Raw genomic sequence first — 23,824 nt, forward strand, 5'->3', positions numbered from 1 at the left:
TTTTTTAATTTGAATTATTTTCTTTGTTCGATTCGCCAAAACTTTGACCTAAAACACGATTACCTGGTTGTACAGGGTCTCCTAATGCTTCATTATTACGTTCTACCTGATAGAATTGCCGTGTGATTCCTTCTCCTTCGGATATCAAAAACCCAAGATCTTTCCAAGCCTCTACCATTTGAAGATCTCCTGCATTGTTGTTCGGTATTCCAGATGCCCAATACACTTGAGAACCATTCAAAGATTCAGGAACTACAATAGGTCTATGAGCTGGCCACCAAGGAATATTATATGCTATTTGCTGTTCTACAGGATCACCAATGGATTCTGGATAAATATTGTTCCATTTTTCGTAGGTAGTATTGATGTTCTGAAAAGTACATTCATGAAAATCTGCTTGCCATGGAATTCCAATATATTTTGTAAGATCTCCAGGTTCCATTCCAGCAGCAATATTAGGTGCAGTACTTCCATCCTTGTTTGCGATAGGTTGAGGAATGCTAAGTCCTCCGGCGATATAGGTAGCATGTTTTATTCTATAAGGTTCGCTATAGATTGCAGGATTGTCTACAATCCATGAGAGTTCTCCTCCAGGACAAAATGCACCACCCAATACATTACTTAATACGCCTCTATCAATTCCGATTCCTGTTGTTGGCGGGTTTGCCCAAGGATTTGTGCAGGATGAGTTACTTTCTCCCCATTCATCGCATTCATTTACAAACTTTCCATTTGCCCATTGTTTTAAGAAAAACAGCTGGGTTTCTGTCATAGAAAGAAATTTTTGAGGAGCGGTATTGGTTAATGGATTATCTCCACAAAGTAGTGGCATCAATCTTGGCTTATTAGAAGTTAGGTTGTAATTGCCTTCTACTTCATACGCATTGAGTTGATCTGTTTTCCTCATGATTCCATAAACGAATTGTCGTAACCTGTAGTAAGGATCTTTTCCGTTTTTTGGTGGAATAGAAAGTGTTTTATAATCTAGATTACCTCCTGTTCCTCTATTATGAGGATCACCACCACCGAAGAAATCAAAGACAAAAGTGTACTTAAAATCATCAGGTCTTCGTAGTTGAGGCCACAATTCTTTATAAAATTTTGGATAATAATCTGGATTGTAATGAGCTTCATTTCTCCAGATATCAAATTCTTCTGGTGTTTTTGGACTATTAGTTTCTTTGGTAAAAGGAGGAACTCCAAATACCTGTGGATCATAGGCCATTTTACGTACAAAAAGATCATACATCTTTTCATCCATGGTAATCATATCTTCCATTTCAGGTACATATCTTGGATACCCAACGACTACCCATGCAGGGACTTGTACGTCCATGGTTCCAGTAGTTTTCACCTTTTTTTCTTTATCACCATCGTAAACAGTATCCATAAATGTATATTCGATATTGGCTGTTACTGGCCCATCGGAAATATCATCAAACCACCCATCATTATTTACAAAACTTTCGATAACGGTAGTTTTGGTAGAACCTGAATTTCCATTTCCGCCTAATACAATCAATCGGATGTTTTTTTCTTGTTCGTTTACTAATAAACTGCCTAAGGTTTCTATAGCATTTGGTTGAATATCCGAAGGAGGAAATGTTTGTGGATAGGATACCTTTTTGTATTTACTAGCATCTGTTTTTTTGCTTTCTGAACCAAATTTTGCAAAAAATCCCCTATTGTTTTTTAGGTTTACAGTTAATGGTCCAGGATCGATAATCAGTTGTCTTCTTAGATCAGGTTGTGTTACTTCTGGATTACGAAGTGGGTGGTCTGGTGCATACCCTTGTTGTCCGTTGTTTTCCTGAAATTCATACCAGGAAGCTTTTTTATTGGCTAGATGAACCGTCCAATCAATATCAGTAACTTTTCCTTTTACAATTCTTGGGGCAGTAACTGCAGTCTCATATACAAAATTGTAACTGCCTCCTACTTTAATTTCTTCTCCTTTAGTGTCTCCATTTTCATAGGAGAAAATCCTGAATCTTGCTGCTTGTTTTTTGATTTTAGATAAATCATTACTGTCTTTAAAAGAACTAACCCTTATAGGGTTTCCTTTAGAGTCTTTTTGTTCTCTTCCCATTTCATCACAAGCAATTGGTAAGGTCCCAGGTTGTTCTGGAGTTAGATAAAAATCGTCATCTGTATTACCAAGCCTTGCGATTCCAATACTTGGGTGAATTTTAAAAGTGGTATATGTATTGTCCATTATGTGTTGCTTTAATTAGTCCATGAAGTTTAATGATACACCATCGATATAGATAGCATTGTCTATGGGTTTGCCATCGATACCTGCAATAACTAGTTGTACGGTAATATTCTTAGCACCATTGTTTAATATCCTTTGTACAGCATCTGTAGCATTGATTTTATAGTTTCTAGGTTCATGATGATGTAATTGCCTGTAGTCAAAATTTCTTGTTTTGTCTAGTGGTAAATTGCAATGTCCTGGTCCACCATAGCAGCTTCCATGAAATGTGGAGATTTCTTCTACAAAGTGATCATTTCCATTGGTTGGAGTATCTATTGTAGCATCTGGACTGTTTAGAAACACTCTGATATGTGCATTTGGTAAATTACCACGTTGTACACGATGGATTTTTATTTCGGCTTTTCTGTGTGTATCTAATGTATTGGTCGAAATGGTAGCTGGTGCACTATTAAATTTTACCAAGCCTACTTTGCTAGAGACATCATAGAATACAGAATCTCTCATGTAGGTGTACCCGAGTTTCTGAATGCTCATAGTATCTTGAACGGTCATAGACCATGGAGCCAAAACAGCATTCATCTCCTGAGGAGTTCCGTTGTGTAATTCTTGCCATCGTGCCCATAAACGATCTACATTAGAATGATGTGCCCAAAACAGTGGATCGAAAGCAGTGATTCGATTATCTGTCATCCAGCCGTAAATAGGATTTTCTTGGTTCTGAGGATCTATAGTAAGGCCTAAATCAGCATAAATTTTTTGCCACTTGGTATTTCCTTTATAAGGATAATTAGGATTCGTACCACCCGAGAAATTATGCATTCCATTATGTACTTTTTCCAAAGAACCATAATGATGGTCATAGGATGGTCCGCCACCAAAATCACCAAAATTGTCTAAAGAAAGTAATACATCAATGTCATCTTTGGTTGGATAATGAGAAAGAGGTCCCATAGATCCAGGCCATCGATTTGGAAACCAAAGTGGATTTATTTCTTTAAGGGTATTATAAATTGCACGAATTTTATCAGACCATACAGCAACATTATTTACATTGATAATTTCATAAGGTATTCCAGCTGCTTTTAAAAAACGCAATCCAGAGTTATAAATAATTCCCTTTTTTACGATTTTTTCTAAGGCAGCAATTTCTTTTTTAGTAAGTATAGATTTTCCTTCGCTTGTTTTTTGATTCTTTAATTGATCTAATCCTTTTTGAGTAAGAAAACAGCCATAAGCCTCAGGAAGTACTCCTAAGTCATATTCTTTGTTATTAAAAGTGTTTTTGTTTTGATCTGCGTAATCTGACCAAGACCAATAGGGTAGCGCAATATCTTGATCATAATCCTTTAATTTTTGTTCGAAAAAATAAAGATAGAGTCTATGCCATGTTGTAAATTGTTCCCACCCATGTTGACAGGAATCAGTATGAATCCTTGCCCAGTAGTCAAAGCTTCTCTCATCTTGCCAATAATCTGTGTATTGAAACATGCAATTCAAAGCTTCTCTAAATGTTCCTAGTTCTTTTGGAGATAAGGAACTTACCTCTTTTCTAATGGTTAATCCTTTATTATCTCTATGATCCTGATTTGTGGTATTAGAAGATACAGGGTGAAGCAATTCTCCGTTCGCTAGAGCAAGATGATTATTGCTGGGAGTTATGTGTACTTCTTTTTTAGAATTTTCTTCTTCCAGCGTCAGAGGACAATCGGCATCAATCCAATTTGCTATTATTTGAATTTGATCTGCTGAAGCTTTTGCAGTAGCATCCCACAGTAATTTTGGAAAAATACTACCATCAAAAGGATACAATCCTTTTAAGCCTTTAATAATTGCAGACTGATCACTCCTTTTATATACAGGAGGATGGGTTCCTCCTCCACCTCCTTGCCCTCCTGAAGGCCAACAATCTCCAATAGATGTATGTATTGGTGGTTGTTGTACCGAAGATACTGCTGGCTGTTGAGATGCAGTATCTGAGGATTTTTGTTGAGATCCACAACATCCTTCACTTTTTTTTGTGGGTTGTGAAGCAGGAATATTTATGTGAGAATCATCTCTAGACCCGCAACATCCCTTTGTTTCACTTGAAGTGTTATTTGCCTTTGGTGCAATAAGACGTTGCCCATATAAGGAAGCAGTTATGAAAACTTCCGGATCTAACCAAAAAGCATGCAATCCTTGATAACTAGGAACCGTTTTTCCCTGTAATGAATTTAGAATCTCTTTTACGCTTTCGTATTGAGATATTTTTCTCTTTTTACCGGACATAATTGTGAGTTATAATTTTAATAAAGCAGTGCTTCTCAAAGTTATAATCGAAAGGGAATTTTTGGTATGGGTATAAACCCCTGTTTTATTGATTTTAAGGGTTTTTTAATTAGTAACACGTTGATTTTGTTCGAAAAAGAAAGAACTCTGGTTGCTTTGTTTTGGGGTAAAAGTAGCAGCTGAAAGAACTTAATAAGTACGTTGTTTAATCAATAAAAGAGGAATATTTTTGATTAAAATGCTGATTATAGGTTACGAGATTTGTAGGAGGAGATCAATTTAGAATATGGAATTTATTTTTAATAATTTCATCCTTTTTATCTTCAACATAGTTTAAAAAAGCCTCTGCTACTGGAGAAAACTTTTTGTTTTTTAACCATATTAGATTCCATATAGTTTTAATTGGAAATCCTTTCACTGGAATAATTTGTAAACGTCCAGCTTCTAAATCATTTCTAATACCAATAAGAGGCATGATCGAATAACCAAGACCAGCAATTACAGCCTGTTTTACTGCTTCATTAGAAGTAAGTTCCATTTTTTTTCGAACTGGTAGATCGTTACGTTCGATATAGGCTTCCATGGTATGTCGAGTTCCTGATCCTGGTTCTCGATAAATTAATGGAAGTTCGGTAAAAATAGATTTGTTATAATTTTTTTTATGAAACTGTTCAGAAGTATTTCCTACCAAAAATAATTGGTTTTCCATCAATTTAGTTTTCTCGATTTTTAAATGCGTTGGTAGTACTGAAACAAGTGAAAAATCAACAGTGTTTTCTTCTAAACTTTTTATTACTTTTTGCTTATTGGTTACATCTAGTACAAGATCCACACCTTCATGTTGTTTCATAAAATCTGACAGAAAATATGGGATAATGTATTTACCAGTAGAAACAACCGATATTTTTAAAATACCAGATAGCTGTCCTTGATAAGCATTAGTCTTGTAACTTATTTGGTTTACCTCATCGATTATTTTTTTTGCAGCAATAGCGATTTCTTTACCAAAATCAGTAACATAAAGTTTTCTTCCAATTACCTCGGTTAGCGGAATTGGAAACTGATCTTGAAAATTTTTAAGCTGAATAGAAACTGCAGGTTGGGTTAGATGCAGCTCTTCCGAGGCTTTTGTAATACTTTGTTTTTCTGCGATTTTTAGAAAAATCTGTAATTGATGCAAAGTATAATTCATAAATATAATTAATGATTGTAATTACAAATATAAATGAAAATATATGAAAAATATCCTGTAAATTAGAGATTATAAAAATAAAGTCATTGATTAACAAATATTTATAAATATTGTTTTGAATCCATAACGAAATAAAGTGTATCATTTAAAATTTAGATATATGGAGTTATTGAAAAATGCAAAGGACTTCCTAAAAAGAAGTATGAGTAATATGAGTACCAGTGACCGCGTATCTGCTTCTAGAAAAGCTAAATTACTAGTATTAAGTATAAATGAAATATATGAGAAAAGTAAAGACCCAAAACTTATGGATGTTATGAAGCTAATTACTCTGAAAAAAAGAAAAATAGATAAAAGATTGAAAGGACTCATTACTACGTAAACTAAATAATTATTCTAGTCTTTAATTTCAATTAATATGATGTCTATTGGAAAACACAAACTTGAAAAAGAAAAATTAGCTTATACTAAAATTTGAATTAGTTAAAGAACTATATAACGCCCTATATAGTTCTTTATTTGTGATGCTTTCATTATCAATTATTACCTAAGTAGCTGCTTTCAAGGGCAGCTACTTCTTTTTTGGATGTCTATGTGATTTATAGAATAGAGAAATATCTCTAATTTTCTTCTTTTTAGTTATGTACTAAAAACAACATCCTTACTGGACGAACTTTCCCTAGTGTAAAAATATTAGAATCCTTTTGGAACAAGGTTTAATTAAGTGTCGTAAAAGTGATATTGCGTCTATTTTACGACATTTTTTTGTCGGAAATTTCTAATCATTTGACGGACAAGTGCTAGCCTTTGCGCTGCTTAGTCAAGTACCTTTGAAACATCAAAAATCAATAAACTTAGTCTAAATCATGGTCGATGTTGTATTAACAGTTTTAAAGGATAAGCTCAATGAGTATTTTAAAAATGTAGTAGGTACTACAGAATCTAATATTATAGACTTTATAAGTACAAATAATAACGATCCTGTTTCTTTTACTAATGATAAAATAACTCCTTTTCTCATTAATATTTCAGAGGATAGAAAATTTAGAAATGCAGATCAATATGCTGGCGTAATCCGAAATGGCATAAAAACCCAAGCAAATCCTGAAATAAGAATTGAGTTATTGATTTTGTTCGTATCCAAATTCAATAAATATGATCAGGCACTTAAGTTTTTATCACATGTTATTAAGTTTTTTCAGGTCAACCGAATCTTTGATCCTCTGAATTCACCGCAATTATCAGATGAAAATATAGAGAAGTTGATCGTAGAATTAATATCACTTCCATTAGAAGAACAAAATCAAGTATGGCATTCTTTAAACACATCATACCTGCCCTCAGTATTATATAAAGTACGTCTGCTATCTTTTATAGACGATCAAAGTATGGAGTTTGTGGGAGAACCAATATCCAAAACGAATCTTAATCTTCATCAAAAAGTATAAGCTTTTAACAAATAGATCTATAAACAAGTCCAATATCGAATCAAATAAAGTATAACATGGAATATCGCGAAATTTTTGACATAGAGGTTTTTCACCCTGTTTTATTAGAATCTAATGCTGTAGTTCTTGTACCTAAAAATGAAACGAGAAAACACTTAAGTAACCTTGGATTTGTAATAAAGAAAACAGAAAAAGGAATAAAGATTTTAGCTCCCATATCTCAGGGAAATATCGGTTTCCAGCCTTTGAGCGAAGATGACAACTTTACTTTTTATATATATCCAACTTCAGATACTACTCAGGAGATTACAGATTTTTCTAAGATAGATGAAGGTCATATGATCTCATTTTCTAATCAAGATCTTTCAGAAAATAGTCAGGAATTAGTAAGTAGCCAAGTAGCCAAGGAAGGAGTTTTTGGAGGATATCCTGCATTAGGAAGTATTCATATTATAGGTCATAAAATTAATCTTACATCTTTAGAAGAACCAATAATTTTTAAAGCTGTATTTGGAGCAAAGTCGGTAAAGTGGAAATACTATTTTGTTTCTAATACCGAAGATACGGATATCAGCTTAGAGTCTAGAGATAATCAAATTAGTTTCAATGAAGTGGTGGTCGATGAAAACACCACGGATCAGATTATAAATTCCATTCAATTAAATTTTCCGAATACCCAAGTTAAGATTTTCGAATCTAAAGATTTGGTTCCCTACAGTAATAAACCCATTAAGAATATCAAACTACTTCAAAACGGTGATATTCTTATCAATCATTTACCCAACCCTCGAGCAGAACAACAAGGAATTCAAATAATTAAAATTAAATAAGAAAGGCGGATCTGGAAAAACGTATTGGTTTTTAGAAAAGCCTAGTATAAACATGTAAAACTATTAGAATATGTCTAGATTTTTAACACCAGATGTGTATACAGAGGAAGTACCTCTATTACCACAATCTGTAGCAGAGGTTTCTACTGCGGTACCAGCTTTTATTGGATATACTGAAAAAGCGGTAAAAAATGGGAAAGATATTACAAACAAAGCCATTAGAGTATCTACTTTATTGGAGTTTAAAGAGGCTTTTGGAGGTGCACAATCAGCATCTTTTAAGGTAAGTATTTCGGATGATGATGCTGTAGAAAATATAGAAGTAGAAGCTCCGAAGCATACTTTATATCATGCCATCGATTTATACTTTAAAAATGGTGGAGGTGATTGTTATATTATATCCATAGGAAGTCATAATGATGATCATGATAAGGAATCATTCTTAAATGGCTTAGAAGCTTTGAGTAAGGAAGATGAACCTACCTTGATTATGCTTGGCGAAGCAACAAAATTAGATGCGCCTGATTATCACGAAGTATGTCAAAGTGCTTTAGCTCAATGTCAAGAATTAAAAGACAGATTTTGCATTTTTGATATTAAAAAAGATGATGAAGATGGAACATCTTTTAGAAATGGAATAGGTACAAATAATCTAAAATATGGTGCTGCTTATACTCCGTATTTACAAACATCAATTACCTATCGTTACGAAGAAGATCTTGTGCAAGTGTCAGGTTCTTCGGCAACTGAAACCCTACAATTAGAAATAGCCGGTGCGATTAGAGTTGAATACAATGGATCTTCGCAAGATGCTCCTAAAGTTAAGATCAACAAAGGATCGGGAAGTATACCTTCTTTTAGTATTGCTGATGCTGTATTAACCATGAATGTTGGAGATGGAACTCCCGCTAGTGAAATTATAAATGAATGGAATACATTTTCAAACAAAGGCGATTTTGATATTATTTTGTTAGATGGTGCTGCCGTTGTAGAGTCTTCTACAGGAACCACTGATCTTATTACTACTGGTGGTGATAATGCATCTGTTAGTTTGTCAACTTTCAAGGAGTCTCGTTCTGAGTTATATAGCAGAATTATTAGTGAGGTATCAAAACAACGCATCATCTTACCACCAAGTGCAGCAGTAGCCGGTGCATATGCTACTACAGATAGGGAAAGAGGTGTATGGAAAGCACCAGCAAACGTAAGCTTAAATGCTGTTATAGGTCCTATCTCAAAAATTACTTCTAAAGATCAAGAAAAACTAAATGTGGATGCTACAAGTGGTAAATCCATTAATGCTATCCGAAGTTTTGTTGGAAAAGGAACCATGATTTGGGGAGCTCGTACACTAGCTGGAAATGACAACGAATGGCGATATGTACCAGTACGAAGGTTATTCAATATGATAGAAGAATCTACCAAAAAAGCATCTCAGTTTGCAGTTTTTGAATCTAATGATGCCGTGACTTGGTTAAAGATGAAGGCTATGATCGAAAGTTTTTTATATGGCGTTTGGCAACAAGGTGGACTAGCTGGAGCGACTGAAGAACAAGCATATTTTGTAAATATCGGATTGGGAAAAACCATGACGCAACAAGATATTTTAGAAGGAAAGATGATTGTAGAAATTGGACTAGCAGCTGTGCGTCCTGCAGAATTTATCATATTGAAATTCTCTCATAAACTACAAGAAGCATAATTAGCGCAGAAAATTTAATGAACAAGTAAAAAGTAAAACAATGGCTTTAACTAAAGAACAAATAAAGACAGATTACCCTTTAGTAACCTACAATTATAGGGTAGATATCAACGGAGTATCTATAAGTTTTTCGGAGGTATCAGGTTTAGAATTATCCTTCGAAACAACAACATATAAGGAAAGCTTTGCTACAGGAGGAAAAGTAGGCCCGAATATTATGTACATGCCAGGACAGATCCAACCCGTAAATATATCTATGAAAAAAGGATTGGTAAAAGGAAAGAGCATTCCTGTCTTTTATGATTGGATCAATGATATACAATTGAATCAGGTAGATAAACGAGATATCGTAGTGCATCTTTTAGATGAAACAGGTAGTACTGTAGTGAGCTGGAAAGTTATTGATGCCTTTCCAACCAAATTAACTGCGCCTTCTTTTGATGCAAGTTCTAATGATGTAGCTATAGAATCTATGGATTTAATGGCGTTTAGAGTAACTATGGAAGAGGCATAGTAGATAAGTAAACTAAGCAAGTTCTATTCTAGGAAATAAAACCAGAATGATAAGTCAATATAAATTTTAAAAACCAAAGTATTGTGGCAATTGATAAACAGAAAATTAGCGAAACCTATCCGTTACCGGTATACAATTATCAGGTAACGATTAACGGAGTTGAAATCATGTCGTTCTCAGAGATTTCAGGTTTAGAAATTGACCATGATCACGTGTTGTATCGACATGGTTTTAGTTGGGCAGTTGGAGATCATTTGATCCGTGGCCAAAGAAAACCGATTAATATTTCTTTAAAAAGAGGGTTGATCAAACGTAGGAGTGATTTATATGACTGGATTAAATCTGGCGAAAAGAAAGACATTAGAATAGAGCTTTGTGATGAAGCTGGGATGGGCATCGTAGTTTGGGAGGTTTCCCGAGCATTACCTTTCAAATTAGATGCTCCATCGTTTAGCGCTAGCGCCAGTGAAGTAGCAATAGAGAGTCTCGATTTAATAGCTCATGACTTACGAGTAAAATACAATTAAAGAGTTACCATATGTTAGATGTTTTAAGAGCAATCAATTTTGCAGATAAAGAGCCTTCATTATCACATAGATTTGGAGTATTCTTTCTATCAGGCGGCGTTATTCCTAATCCAATAGATATTAGGTTTCAAAAAGTAAGTGGTATTAGTACCGAAGTGCAATTGGATACGATAAATGAAGGTGGACAAAACCTACACGCACATCGCGTACCCAAAAAGATGAATTATAACAATTTGGTACTGGAGCGAGGTTTTGTGGCCAGTAGTTTAGCTGATGGTTTAGATAGCCTTAGTCTACCAGGTTTTGGTCAGATGCGTTCTCCGCTGATTTCTGAATTCAATGCGACATTTTCATTTTTTAAGTTTAATCCTTCTAATGTACTAGTCACATTATTTAACGAAAATGGTATTCCGATTGGTGGGTGGTTATTTCTAAAAGCATATCCAGTAAAATGGTCCGTATCTGATTTGGATGCACAATCCAATTCCGTGGCCATCGATACAATGGAGTTAGCATATACACGATTTCAAATTTTAAGATTATAAAAATGGCAGTAGAGATTAAAGAAATTGTCATTCGAGCCATCATATCAGATGCTTCACAGACAGATGAAGATAGACCAACTTTGGATACCGGAAAAGAGCAATGTGATATAGTACAAGAATGCGTGCATCAGGTACTAAAAATATTGAAAAAGAAAACCCTTAGATAGATCATGGCATTATTAAGTGAATTAAGTTTTAAACTACAAAAGCTTACCATTATTTCTTTTGATAATGAAGAAAGAAGCGTTGGTAAGAAGGAATTAGAAGTGATGTTTAATCCCGAATCCGTTAGGCGAAGTTTCGTAAATAAGTTTACCGATAAGGCAAGTAATCCTCAGAACGAGAGTACTACCAAGTTTACGTATAGTGGGTCATCTACCGTGAGTATGAGTCTAATTTTTGATGGAACCAATGTAGATCAATATGGAGCAGAAATAGCGCTTAGATTGTTAAGAGGAACTCAAAAAAGTGTTGCAGAAAGAATAGATGATTTTCGAAAAGACATTACAGAAATAAAAGGTAAAATTCACGAGCCGCGCTATTTAGTTCTTAGTTGGGGAAAAACATTAAAGTTTAATTGTAGACTTTCTAGCTTAGATATTAATTACACCTTGTTCGAAAGAAATGGAGATCCTTTGCGAGCCGAACTCAATGTTTCTTTCATTGGAGATGATACGCCCAAAGCACAATTAGCCAAGTTGAATTTGCAATCTCCTGATCTTACGCATTATCGTGTGGTAAAAGCAGGTGATCAATTACCATTAATGTGTCAGGAAATATATGGCTCTCCAATGTATTATCCATTGGTAGCAAGTGTAAATAAACTAACGGATTTTAGAAATCTAACACCAGGTCAAGAAATTTATTTCCCACCAATAGAAAAATAAGAGATGTCATCAACTGTAGTAACAAGTACGATTAAAAGTAACGGTAAGATCCTGCCATTAGGATCGTATGAATTATTGTCGATAGATACGAGCAAAGAGTTTAACAAAATACCTTTAGCTGAACTTAAGCTATCTGATGGTTGTGTAGCAAATCAAAAGTTTACCACCTTAGAAAGTAATGCTTTTATACCAGGAGCTGAAATTGAAATCTTTTTGCGGTACGAAGGAAATAATACAAACGAGACGAAGATTTTTGAAGGTATTGTGATCAATCAGGAAATCGAACGCTCACAATACCAATCAGTATTTACGATAGAGCTTTGCGATCCGTCTATAAAAATGACCAGTTTACGAAAAAACAAAGTATTTCGGAATAAAACGGATAACAAACTTATAAAAGACATTATCAGTACCTACAGAGATGTAAAAGCTAAGAATATAGAAAATACTTCTTTGGCACATTCACAGATGGTACAGTACTATGTTTCGGATTGGGATTTTATAGTATCAAGAGCAGAAGCGAATGGGCAACTTGTACAAGTTGATAATGGAGAGGTTTCTGTTTTTACGCCACAAATTGGTAGTACCGATCATACCCTAACCTTTGGGATAGATCTGGCTCATTTTGATCTAAAAATTAGTAGTCGTCATCAATATGAGAAAGTGCATTCATTTGGTTTGGATACAAAAAAGGATGAATTAGCACTTAGTATTCCCAAAAAAGGTAAAGAGCAATTATTAACTAGTATTGATTACAAAACTTCACAATTGTCAGATGCAGTTGGAGCTAAAGAAACAAACTTGGTGCATGCTGTACCTACAGATCCATTAGAATTGCAATCTTGGTCAGATGCACAACTTGTAAAGTCAAGACTGTCTCTGGTACAAGGAACCATTAGGATTAATGGAAATGGAAAAGTAAAAGTAGGTCAGACGCTGAAAATCGAAAATGTAAGTCGATTTAATGGAGAACATATCATTACTGGAGTTCGACATGGATTTGTAATGGGTTCTGGATGGTATACCTACCTACAAATAGGAATGGATGCCAATTGGTTTAGTTCGCAATCTGATATTGTAGATACAAAAGCTGCTGGTTTATTACCAGGTGTAAATGGGTTACAAGTGGGAACAGTGTTGGAACATGTAGAAGATTCGAAACACGGATTTCTAATTAAAGTTCATATACCAGCTTTTGATCAAGAAGCTAAAGCTACCGAAGTATTGGCCATGTATACGACATTAGATGCTGGAGTAGATCATGGAATTTTCTTTCCTCCAGAAAAAGGAGACCGCGTAGTGATTGGTTTTTTAAATGATGATCCGAGACAAGCAGTTGTTTTAGGAGCAATGCACAGCCACAAAGCACCACATACCGAAAAGAAAAAAAATAAATACAAAGGGATTTTTACCAAGTCTAATTATCAATTGCTTTTTGATGAGGAAAAAGAAGTAATAACATTATCTACAGCGGATAAAGACCAGTCCAATGAGCAGCAATTAGCTATCAATCAGAAGGAGAAAACAATCACATTAGAAGATGCTCATGGTAATAGTATTCTAATGGGTAAAGATGGTATTAAAATAATTAGTGCTAAAGATTTTTCAATAGAAGCTGCAGGAGACCTTGACATCAATGCTAAAGGAAAAGTAAAAGTAAAAGGAAAAAAAGTGGATTTAATATAAGAGCTATGAATAATAAATTTTTAGGAAACGGATGGTCATTTCCTCCTGCTTTTGGAATTGGAGGCGCTGAGGTGATACTTACTTCAGGAGAAGAAGATATCAAGCAAAGTCTTCAGATTTTGTTATCCACATCGCTAAAGGAACGAATCATGCACCCGGATTTTGGGTGTGATCTTACGCAATTTTTGTTTGAAGAATTGGATGAGAAATTTGCCAATGAGTTAAGTGATATGGTATCTCGTGCCGTGCTATTATACGAACCAAGAATTGAGGTGAATAATGTTGCTATAACCGACATAGATCCCCAAAATGGCGTAGTACATATCGATATAGATTATATGGTAAGAGCAACAAATAATCGATTTAATCTTATCTATCCATTCTATATCAATGAAGCCTCTAGCGTGGCATTTGATTTATAATAAAATCGATACTTATTAAAACTAAATGAAAAATGGATCTAATAGTGATAGATGGAGATACAGTTAATTTTTTACCAGCTTTTGGAAGTGCGGTTGTTAGTGTACAACCAGGTAAGATAACAGCTTCAGGAAAAACGACTGTAAAAGGTAAAAAAGTATGTGTGGCAGGAGACGAATCTAAAGTGGAAGTTAAAAACTGTTCGTATGTAGCACCTCCATTTGTGATTCCTGGCCAGGGTACATTAACCATTAAAAAATTAGGTCCAGATCAATTAACAACCAAAAGTAAAAGTGGAAACAAAAGCATTATTATAAAAGGGAGCATTTTTATAGCGGAGTTTAAGGTTACTTCTCCAGCAAAACAGCCACCTCCAGCAAATACACCAGATCCTTTACCCATGTATCCTGGACAAGGAAAACTAGTTCCCTCAAATGCAAAAATTAAAGCTACTTAAAATCTAAATAACCTAAAAGTTGTAAAAAGAGATGAATACGATTCAAAATATAGATAACATACTTCTTAGAGATGGAACCAGTCAGAACGATCGCAATTCGGATGCTCTGAGCACTGATTATGTAGCTATCGAAGGACGTAGTTTAGAAGAATTGATTACAGAAGCACAGCGGTTAGCCAAAGAGCTTCAGTTTTTTGATGAACAAAATAGACCTACAGGTACTTGGGAATCATTTCTTATAGATGATCCCAATATATTTAATCAAAACTCTCTGGAAGGGAGAAAAATACAACAAAAACACTGGGCGAAAGAACTAGCGGCATATGTAGAAAACCCAGAGCTGTTTTATAATAACACCGAAAAGAAGGCAAAATTATCAAAACCTCATGTAGTGTTGTTTATCACCTTTCTTAAATTAATGAATCATGTAAAGTCTAAAATAAATGGACTTACCGAAAAGCATCTCGATTTTTACTACAGAAAGTATCTACAATTAGATCCAAAACAGGCAGTTCCAGATGTAGTGAATGTACTTTTAGAATTAGAAGAGAATACTCAATATCTCGAAGTAGAAAAAGGAACCATCTTACAGGCGGGAGAAGATGCTGAAGGAAACGAATTACAGTATGTCACCAATGAAGATACGGTGATTAGCAAAGCCCAAATTACGCAATTAAAAAGTGTTTTTGTATCCAAGGAAATACGAACTATCCGAAATGTACATCAGGAGCGAAGAAAAACAAAGGATACGGCATTTGTAGACATGATGGAAATGGCATTAGGGCATCCAAATCCAGGTGATGCACTACCAGATTTTCCAGAAGCATTACAAATAGAAGATCTTTTTCAATTAGAAGAAGCTGTAAAAAATGAGAATGCTGAGGCACTTACTTATGTAAAAGAAGCATTGTTTTTAGAAAGAGATGAATTTGATCGTATTTTTTTAAAGCATCGACAAGACAAAGAAGGTATTCCTATAGATTGGGAACCTGAGTACGAGTTATTAGAAAAGGCATACGAAAGAAAAATTATTCACCAGAGACAACAAAGTTTAAAAGAACTACACCTCACCAATGGATTTGATGCCATGTTAAAGAAGGTGTATGGTAATCCAAATCCAGGAGATTCTTTGCCTTTATACAATGGAGAAACAACATCTTTAGAAAAAGTACTTCAAGATTTACAGGCCTCAAATGAGAACTCTGAACAAGCATTAGAATATGTGGAAGTAGAATTATTGTTGAGAAAACAAGATTTTATTCATGTTATGCAAACTAATAGTGATAGTACTATTTCCGAAGAAGATAAAAATAAAGTATACCGTATTTTAGAATTTTCTGAACGACAGCTACGTGCTGTGGTAATTCCTTCTCCAGAAACAGAACAATTATCTGATATTTATGATACTGCTAACGTTAAGGATTTTCTTTTTAGTCAATATGATGAGGAAGAAGAAAGTAAAAGGTTCAAAACTTTTGGGGATAGACTAACTGCTATTGCAGATAATTCCTTAAAACCATCAGAGATTGGATTTGCAATTAGTTCTCCCACTTTATTGCTCAAAGACGGAAAACGTACTATTGAAGTATTTCTAGATCTAAATCTTAGCAGCCAAAAAATAAAAGAGTTACGAGCTGTTTTTGATAGAAAAGATCCTTTTCAAACCTATTTAAGTAGTGCAGAACAATGGTTTATACCAGATGCGGTTCAGTATTCTTTAGGGAATTATGTAGGCAGTTCATCAGAGAATAATCTAAACGTTGAAATAAAGGATCAAACCATTACCCGATTAGATACGACTAATTTTACTGTAACCGATATAGGCGATTACATCGTGGATGCCTCTCAAAAAATTTATGAGATTGTAGACTTTAAGGATGTGAAAATTGTAGAGATTAAAGAGGTTGGAGTATTAGAAAAACCCATAGAAAACACGCAAAAATACAGCAAGGATCAAGTATACCTAAATGCGCTGAGAATCCGAATTAAGCTTCAGGATAATGATTTGCCTATCATTTCATTTCCATCTTCTTCTGCTTTTATAGCATCGGATTATCCTGTTATGGTGTGTGTCTTGCAATCTTTAATGGAAGAGGAAGATGATCAAAACAGGATACGAAGTAGCTATCAACATTTAGTAGATGTGGCATTACAAAAAGCCCATATTCGAGTAGATGTTCAGGAGATGCAGCATAGTATCGTAGAGAATGATGAAGGAACAATTGATACCAACAAACCATTTGAACCTTTTGGCTTTCAACCGGAAATAGGAACTAGTTTTTACATCGCCAATGACGAAATATCACAGAAACGATTGCAAGATGTACAGTTACATTTAGAATGGATAAAACAGCCAACATCTTTTGTGGATTATTACAAAAATTATTGGTTGATTCAGGCAGATCATACCGAGGAAGAACTCGCTACACTAAATGATGAACAATTGGCCGAACTTATGGATCAAAAGTTAGGTTTTGATGCTGCTATCATTGAGAATGAACATGATTTTAAGGCTGATGTGTTTTTACATGATCGCAATGCAGAGCTGTTACTTTCTGCCAAGGTTGAAGATGAACAAGGCAATGAACTAACAGAAGGTTTTCCTCTTTTTAATAAAGAAAAAAATATATCTATCAATGATATTCCTGCAAGGATAAAAAATACAAGTCTTGATTATCAATATAAAGAACGTTTTGGAATACAGACAGATGATGAAGAAGCATTGCTTTGGGATCGCTATTTTAGAATAGAATTGACTCCAATAAACTTTCAGCATTCGGTATTTAATACCTTGTCTGTCAAACAAGCAATATCGGATAAGGCAGAAATAAAAAATCTAAAGATCAATCCGCCATATCAGCCTAAGCTTAAAAAACTAGGAATTTCATATACGTCTTGTGATACTATTCTAGCAAATACAGCAACCCATAGCACTACGAATAAGATATTTCATATACACCCATTTGGGTATGATGATATCATTCTTGGAGCAACAAGTACATTAATACCTGCGTATAAGGACGAAGGTTCACTATATCTTGGAATTGAAGAGGTAAATACACCACAGGTACTTTCAATTTTATTTCAAATGGCAGAAGGGAGTGCGGATCCTGAAATAGAAAAACCAGTAGTACAATGGAGTTATCTGCGAAATAATGAATGGATAACATTGGCACCTACTAATCTTTTACAGGATGGTACTAATGGATTACTAAATACAGGAATTGTAAAAATTAGAATACCCGAAGATGCTACCCAAGGTGGTACGTTAATGCCATCTGATTTACATTGGATGAAGATAAGTGCGTTCAAAAATATTGAAGGAGTATCTGATACTATTGATATTCAGAGTCAGGTGATTAGCGCTACACTTGCTAGTGAAACAGTAGCACCAGTGCATTTCGAAAATCCATTGCCAGTAGATACGATTACCGAAGAACTCAATCAAATACCTGAAATAGCAAAAATATCACAACCTTTTACATCTAGTAAAGGGAAACCGGTAGAAAAAGGAGATGCTTTGTACAAGCGAATCAGTGAACGTTTACGGCACAAGAATAGAGCGCTTACGATGTGGGATTATGAACATATGATATTACATAAGTTTCCTGAAATTTATAAGACGAAATGTCTTCCAGCTTTGGATCGTATTGGAGGAGTAGATGTGATTGTAGTTCCAGATATTAAAGGGAAATTACCATTTAATCCTTTTGCCCCAAAAGTAGCAGCAGATACACTTTTTAAGATCAATTCTTATTTAGAAAATCTGGCTCCAACCTATGCCGAGATATCCGTTTCGAATCCTTCTTATTTACAAGTTTCTACAGAATGTGTTGTGAAATTTTATCCTGGATATGATGAAGTTTTTTATAAAGACAAGTTAATAGAAGAAATCAAACGATTCATGTCTCCATGGGCATATGGTGAGGATAGCGAAATTCAAATCGGAGGATCGCTTCATGCTAGTATGATTATCAACTTCATTGCAGAACGTCCTTATATCGATTATGTAGCGAACCTAAAATTGTTTCAAAGCGAAGATGGAAAGACATTTACCGATGTACGAAGTCTGAATGATGGTAAATCTATCGTAACGCCTTCACAACCTAATATGATTATGGTAGCTGCCCAAATACACGAAGTCTATGTAGTTAACGAAAGTGGATTCGAAGAAGATAGCTTTGAAGGAATTAATTATATGGAAATCAGTAAAGACTTTATTGTGAAATAAAATCTTAAAACCAAAGTAATAAAATACAGTCTTATGGAAATCAATAAAAGAAACAGAACAGAACTCAAGGAATATTTTAAGATCAATGATAAACCTACTCAAGAAGAGTTTTCAGATTTTATAGAAGCTAGTATTAATCAAGCTGAAGATGGGATTGCGAAAGTTCAAGGGAATCCCTTGTCTATACAAGCCGAAGGAGAGCGAATAGGTACACAAGAGATTGTAGATCTCTATGAAAATTTCACAGATGATAATCCGCAATGGTCTATTAATTTAAATCCAAGGGTAAATGCTGAAGAACCATCGAGTAATCAATCTGGATTTAATATCAAAGACGCAACAGGACAAAGTCGTTTCTTTATAAAGTCTGGAGAAGGTAATGTTGGGATTGGTACCATTGAACCTGTGGCTCCTCTTACGGTGAAAGGGAATGCTACTTCTAACAAACCTATCGATGCAATGCAAATTTCTGAAGATACAATCCTATTTGGAGGCAATAATACGAATGAGCATAAAGATTCTGCAAAGATTGAAGTAGGAACTACTACTTTAAAATTATTTGGAAAATCAACGAATAGTGATCCTACTACTAGAAAGCTAGAGATTCTAGCAGATGGAGGAACTGTTATTAAAGGGGCAGTATCAGTTCAAGGAGATATGACAGTAAAAAAATTGAAGGCAGAGAATATTTCTACGAGTACAGATTTAGATAAAGAAGGTGCTAGCCATGATAGAATTCCTACCCAAATGGCAGTAAAAAGCTATGTAGATACAAGGATGCCAAAAGGAGTGATTGTCATGTGGTCCGGAAATATTAGTAGTATTCCTGTGGGATGGGCATTGTGTGATGGACAGCAAGGTACTCCAAACTTATCTGGGAGATTTATTGTAGGATTTGACAAAGGAAATTCACAATATCAGATAGGAAAAACAGGAGGAAAAGAAGAAGTTACTCTAACAACAGGCCAATTACCATCACATAGTCATTCAGGAACTACTGGAGAAGCTGGCGAACACGCACATAATTTTACGGGGGCAGCTAAACGAGGAGATGGATCCGGTACAGGAAGTTCTAATGACTATTACAAAGCATTCACCAGAACTACCCAACCTGCGGGTAAGCATAGACATTCCTTTAATACCAATAAGACTGGAAGCAATCAACCTCATGAAAACCGTCCACCGTATTTCGCATTGGCATATATCATGAAATTATAAATCAAAAAGAAAAGATTGTAGTAATTACAGAAGATTTAACATCCTAAAAAAATTAGAAGAAGTGGAAATCAATAAAAAAAATAGAACGGAACTTAAAGGTTTTTTTAAGATTAATGACAAGCCTACACAAGAGGAGTTTGCAGATTTTATAGAAGCTGTGTTGAACCAGGCAGAAGATGGTGTCGCAAAAGTACAAGGAAACCCATTATCCGTGCAAGCAGAAGGAGAGCGAGTGGGTACGCAAGAAGTGTTGGATCTATATGAGAGTTTTTCTGATGATAATCCGCAATGGTCTATTAACCTGAATCCAAGAGTAAATTCTGACACACCCAATAGCAATCAACCTGGTTTTAATATCAAAGATACTACTGGACAAAGTAGATTATTTATTAAGTCAGGAGAAGGAAATGTTGGTGTAGGCACTATAGAACCTACAGCCAAACTTACAGTTGAAGGCAAAGATACAGCTCCATTAGTTTCTATAACTGATACCACCAATACCCCCATTACTATTTTTAAGGTTTCTAAAAAAGAAGGAGTTGCTATAAAAGGAACATTGCAAGTAGAAGGAAACCTGAAGGCATCTAATATTTCGGATAACGAAGAATTGGATAATACAACCACCAGTCATGATAAACTCGCCACCCAAAAAGCGGTAAAGACCTATGTGGATACACGTTTGCCAAAAGGTCTCATTTCTATGTGGTCTGGACAGGATATTCCCAAAGGTTGGGTGTTGTGTGATGGAACCAATAATACGCCTGATTTATCAGGAAGATTTATTGTGGGAATGGAAAAGAACAATCCAGAGTACCAAATTGGGGAAAAAGGAGGGGCAAAAGAAGTAACGCTTACTGAAGCACAAATGCCAAGTCATACTCATTTAGATAAAGGGCATAAACATAATATAACGGATCCTGGTCATAATCATAATCATGGAAGTTTTAATGGGTTGGTTAGGTTTACTGGGAAGGATACTACTGATACAATGGATAATAATCCTGGTGCTGGTAAAGAGTTTGCCTTAAATAATTTTGGAACAATTCAGAAGAATAAAACAGATATTTCTATTAATACTGCCAAAGCAGATTTAAAATCAACAGGAGGCAATAAAGCCCATGAAAACCGTCCACCATATTTTGTATTAGCATACATCATGAAATTATAATCATTTCAAAAACTACGGCAAGATATATATATCAATTTGGAGAAATACGAACAATAATTACCTTTTACCATGACAGATACAATCACCATACCTAGAGAAGTACCAAAAGACAGTACGTTGAGCTATGAATTCCTAAGAGCAGAAGGAATGCAATTGATCCAAAAAATGGCAGCAGATACATGGACAGATCATAATATCCATGATCCTGGTATTACGATTTTAGAACAAGTATGTTACGCTGTTACTGACCTTGCCTATCGTATGGAATATGATATCCAGGATTTGATAGGGAATGACCATAAGAGTTTGTATAGTCCAGCAACCATTTTGACTACAAATCCGGTGACTCTTATGGATATTCGTAAGATGGTGATTGATATAGAAGGAGTTAAGAATGCATGGGTAGAAAAAGTAGTTCCTAAAAGTGCCAATGAACTTGTATCTAGTATTCCCAAAGGATTGTTTCGTGTGTTTATAGAGAAAGATGGATTATTTGATATTCCTGGTAGTAAAATCATAACTGCCGTTCGAGAAAAATTATATAGCTGTCGTTCTATTTGTGAAGATTTTGAAGAAATTAAACTATTGGATACGCAAGGAGTACGCTTACAAGGTGTAATCGAAATTGCTGATAACGTAGACAATATCCATGAGCTTATTGCAAATATGTTACATCGTGTTGGCACCCATTTTTCGCCACGTATTCCTTTTTATACCTTGCAACAACAATTAGAAAAAGGTAAAACAACGGATGAAATTTTTGATGGTCCTCGATTACATCATGGTTTTATGGAAGATCAGGATATCACCAAAGCCTATCGGAAAGAGGAAATTCAAACCTCGGATGTGATTAAAGAAATAATGGATCAACCCGGTATTCTGGTGATCGATAAACTGGCACTTGCTACCGGGACCAATACCATAAAAAATTGGCTTTTACCATTAGATACTTCCAAAACACCTATTCTAGATGTTGATGGTACCTTATCGCAATTATCTTTTACTTCCAAAGGGCTTACTGTAAGTGTTGACGCAGAACGAATCAAACAACTATATAATCAAAAAAGAACAGAGGAAATCTCTAGATTAGGATCGTTAATAGAAAAAGACATCGTTCTACCTATATCCGATGCAATATCATTGGATCAATACTATCCGATTCAGAATCAATTTCCGATGAATTATGGTATCGGAGAAATAGGATTACCAGATGCTGCTTCTGCTACCAGAAAAGCACAAGCAAAACAATTGAGTGGTTATTTACTGTTTTTTGAGCAAACCCTTGCTAATTATTTTTCTCAGTTAGCAAATTTTAAAAAACTAATGAGTTTTGATGGGAACGATACCAGTACATATTTTAATCAAAATTTGTTGAATTGTGTTCCTGGAATTTCAGAGTTGCTAGACAGTCCAGAGAATTATACTTCGTATCTACAGGAAATGACTGCTGATACGAATACGGGGCTGTTAAGAAAAAATAAATTCTTGAATCATTTGTTAGCTCGATTTGCCGAGAAGTTTACTTCTTACGGAATGGTATTAAAAGATACTACCGATGATCAGGATACTTCGGATAAAAAATTGATAAAAGACAAAGCACGATTTTTAAAAGAATATCCTGCGGTTAGTGGTTGCAAAGCAAAAGGATATGATATTAAAAGTGATCTTTGGGATACGAAAAATGTCTCTGGATTAGAAAAAAGAATCGCTTTAAAGATAGGGATCGAAGATTATAGTCGTAGAAATCTCGGGAATGGGGAAACCGCAGGTTTACATATGGTAGAACATATTTTGTTGCGATCTAGAAAATCCTATCCCTATCCTTTTGTAGCGGGTTACGGTGCATCACCAATTACAACATTTGAGGCCGCTATCACAGAAGAGTTTACACGATGTATCATCGGTAATCATGATGTGCTACCAGGAGAAGAAGTAGAAATTACCAACAATGATAGTTATAATGGTATCTATACTGTATTAGCTGTTGGGGATGATTTTTTTGAGATTAAAGCACCTTTTCAAGCATCAGAATCAGGAGCCGTTTGGAAGCGTACGCACGATATACGATATTACTTACGTTCGGCTGTTGTTCATAGTTTTAAGGCATCTACAAATACAAACCATACTTTTTGTCACATAGGATCACATTCTTTACAAGTTGGTGACCTTGTAGAGATTACTAAAACCACTCATTATAATGGAACGCATACCATTATTTCGATATCCAACAATGGTTTTGAAATCGATGTGCCTTTTGCTGAGGAAGATGAAATAGGACGATGGATGGCTACGGAAACTTCACAAGATCCGTATTCTTTGCAGCTCACGTTTATGCTTCCTTCATGGATAGAAAGATATCAGGATGATGATTTCAAAAAATTCATTGCCTTAACCATTAGAGAAGAAACACCCGTGCATATCAGAACAAATATTCAATGGTTGGACCAGGAAGAGATGCAAGAATTTGACCATGTGTATCATCGTTTTCTTACTGAAATTAAAAACGGATAAAA

General features: G+C 34.9%; 19 protein-coding genes. 16 read left to right on the plus strand and 3 right to left on the minus strand.

Annotation, left to right across the window (positions count from 1 at the left end; translation table 11 throughout):
- Nucleotides 1-4: 4 nt before the first annotated feature.
- From Q1B37_RS08680 to Q1B37_RS08690, 3 genes are all read right to left on the minus strand, one after another.
- Nucleotides 5-2,215, minus strand: a complete 2,211-nt coding sequence (locus tag Q1B37_RS08680) for a LodA/GoxA family CTQ-dependent oxidase (protein ID WP_299897910.1) — start codon at nucleotides 2,213-2,215, stop codon at nucleotides 5-7.
- A gap of 15 nt (nucleotides 2,216-2,230) precedes the next feature.
- Complete coding sequence (locus Q1B37_RS08685) at nucleotides 2,231-4,486, minus strand: tyrosinase family protein (protein ID WP_299897912.1); 2,256 nt, start codon at nucleotides 4,484-4,486, stop codon at nucleotides 2,231-2,233.
- Between the two features lie 274 nt (nucleotides 4,487-4,760).
- A complete protein-coding gene (locus Q1B37_RS08690; protein WP_299605188.1) occupies nucleotides 4,761-5,678 on the minus strand; it encodes a LysR family transcriptional regulator in 918 nt (305 codons plus the stop codon).
- Between the two features lie 160 nt (nucleotides 5,679-5,838).
- Here Q1B37_RS08690 and Q1B37_RS08695 point away from each other — a divergent pair, with 160 nt between their 5' ends.
- The 16 genes from Q1B37_RS08695 (at nucleotide 5,839) to Q1B37_RS08770 (ending at nucleotide 23,822) form a co-directional block, all read left to right on the plus strand.
- Nucleotides 5,839-6,060 carry a hypothetical protein gene (locus Q1B37_RS08695; RefSeq protein WP_299897915.1) on the plus strand — a complete coding sequence of 74 codons (222 nt, stop codon included), beginning with the start codon at nucleotides 5,839-5,841 and terminating at the stop codon, nucleotides 6,058-6,060.
- A 484-nt stretch (nucleotides 6,061-6,544) separates the two neighbouring features.
- Complete coding sequence (locus tag Q1B37_RS08700) at nucleotides 6,545-7,126, plus strand: DUF4255 domain-containing protein (RefSeq protein WP_299605193.1); 582 nt, start codon at nucleotides 6,545-6,547, stop codon at nucleotides 7,124-7,126.
- 56 nt (nucleotides 7,127-7,182) lie between these two features.
- Nucleotides 7,183-7,956 carry a hypothetical protein gene (locus Q1B37_RS08705; protein ID WP_299897917.1) on the plus strand — a complete coding sequence of 258 codons (774 nt, stop codon included), beginning with the start codon at nucleotides 7,183-7,185 and terminating at the stop codon, nucleotides 7,954-7,956.
- Nucleotides 7,957-8,026: 70 nt separating this feature from the next.
- Nucleotides 8,027-9,658 (plus strand): phage tail sheath C-terminal domain-containing protein, encoded by a 1,632-nt coding sequence (locus tag Q1B37_RS08710; RefSeq protein ID WP_299897919.1) that lies wholly within the window; start codon nucleotides 8,027-8,029, stop codon nucleotides 9,656-9,658.
- 40 nt (nucleotides 9,659-9,698) lie between these two features.
- A complete protein-coding gene (locus Q1B37_RS08715; protein WP_108805100.1) occupies nucleotides 9,699-10,172 on the plus strand; it encodes a phage tail protein in 474 nt (157 codons plus the stop codon).
- A gap of 83 nt (nucleotides 10,173-10,255) precedes the next feature.
- A complete protein-coding gene (locus tag Q1B37_RS08720; protein ID WP_027395214.1) occupies nucleotides 10,256-10,699 on the plus strand; it encodes a phage tail protein in 444 nt (147 codons plus the stop codon).
- Between the two features lie 11 nt (nucleotides 10,700-10,710).
- Entirely contained in the window at nucleotides 10,711-11,244 is a 534-nt protein-coding gene (locus Q1B37_RS08725) for a phage tail protein (RefSeq protein ID WP_299605205.1), read from the plus strand.
- A 2-nt stretch (nucleotides 11,245-11,246) separates the two neighbouring features.
- Complete coding sequence (locus tag Q1B37_RS08730; RefSeq protein ID WP_299897921.1) at nucleotides 11,247-11,411, plus strand: DUF5908 family protein; 165 nt, start codon at nucleotides 11,247-11,249, stop codon at nucleotides 11,409-11,411.
- Between the two features lie 3 nt (nucleotides 11,412-11,414).
- Nucleotides 11,415-12,131, plus strand: a complete 717-nt coding sequence (locus Q1B37_RS08735) for a hypothetical protein (protein ID WP_299897923.1) — start codon at nucleotides 11,415-11,417, stop codon at nucleotides 12,129-12,131.
- A 3-nt stretch (nucleotides 12,132-12,134) separates the two neighbouring features.
- Entirely contained in the window at nucleotides 12,135-13,817 is a 1,683-nt protein-coding gene (locus tag Q1B37_RS08740; protein WP_299897926.1) for a phage baseplate assembly protein V, read from the plus strand.
- A gap of 5 nt (nucleotides 13,818-13,822) precedes the next feature.
- On the plus strand, nucleotides 13,823-14,239 hold the full coding sequence (locus tag Q1B37_RS08745) for a GPW/gp25 family protein (protein WP_299897929.1): 417 nt from the start codon (nucleotides 13,823-13,825) through the stop codon (nucleotides 14,237-14,239).
- A 32-nt stretch (nucleotides 14,240-14,271) separates the two neighbouring features.
- Nucleotides 14,272-14,694, plus strand: coding sequence for a hypothetical protein (locus Q1B37_RS08750; RefSeq protein WP_299897932.1), 423 nt, complete (start codon nucleotides 14,272-14,274; stop codon nucleotides 14,692-14,694).
- A gap of 31 nt (nucleotides 14,695-14,725) precedes the next feature.
- Entirely contained in the window at nucleotides 14,726-18,925 is a 4,200-nt protein-coding gene (locus Q1B37_RS08755) for a baseplate J/gp47 family protein (protein WP_299897934.1), read from the plus strand.
- A gap of 33 nt (nucleotides 18,926-18,958) precedes the next feature.
- Complete coding sequence (locus Q1B37_RS08760) at nucleotides 18,959-20,143, plus strand: hypothetical protein (protein WP_299897936.1); 1,185 nt, start codon at nucleotides 18,959-18,961, stop codon at nucleotides 20,141-20,143.
- Nucleotides 20,144-20,204: 61 nt separating this feature from the next.
- Entirely contained in the window at nucleotides 20,205-21,311 is a 1,107-nt protein-coding gene (locus tag Q1B37_RS08765) for a hypothetical protein (RefSeq protein WP_299897938.1), read from the plus strand.
- 69 nt (nucleotides 21,312-21,380) lie between these two features.
- Nucleotides 21,381-23,822, plus strand: coding sequence for a hypothetical protein (locus Q1B37_RS08770; protein WP_299897940.1), 2,442 nt, complete (start codon nucleotides 21,381-21,383; stop codon nucleotides 23,820-23,822).
- The last annotated feature ends 2 nt before the right edge of the window (nucleotides 23,823-23,824 follow it).

It is taken from the genome of uncultured Aquimarina sp., assembly GCF_947492965.1.
In the GTDB taxonomy this organism is placed as follows: domain Bacteria; phylum Bacteroidota; class Bacteroidia; order Flavobacteriales; family Flavobacteriaceae; genus Aquimarina.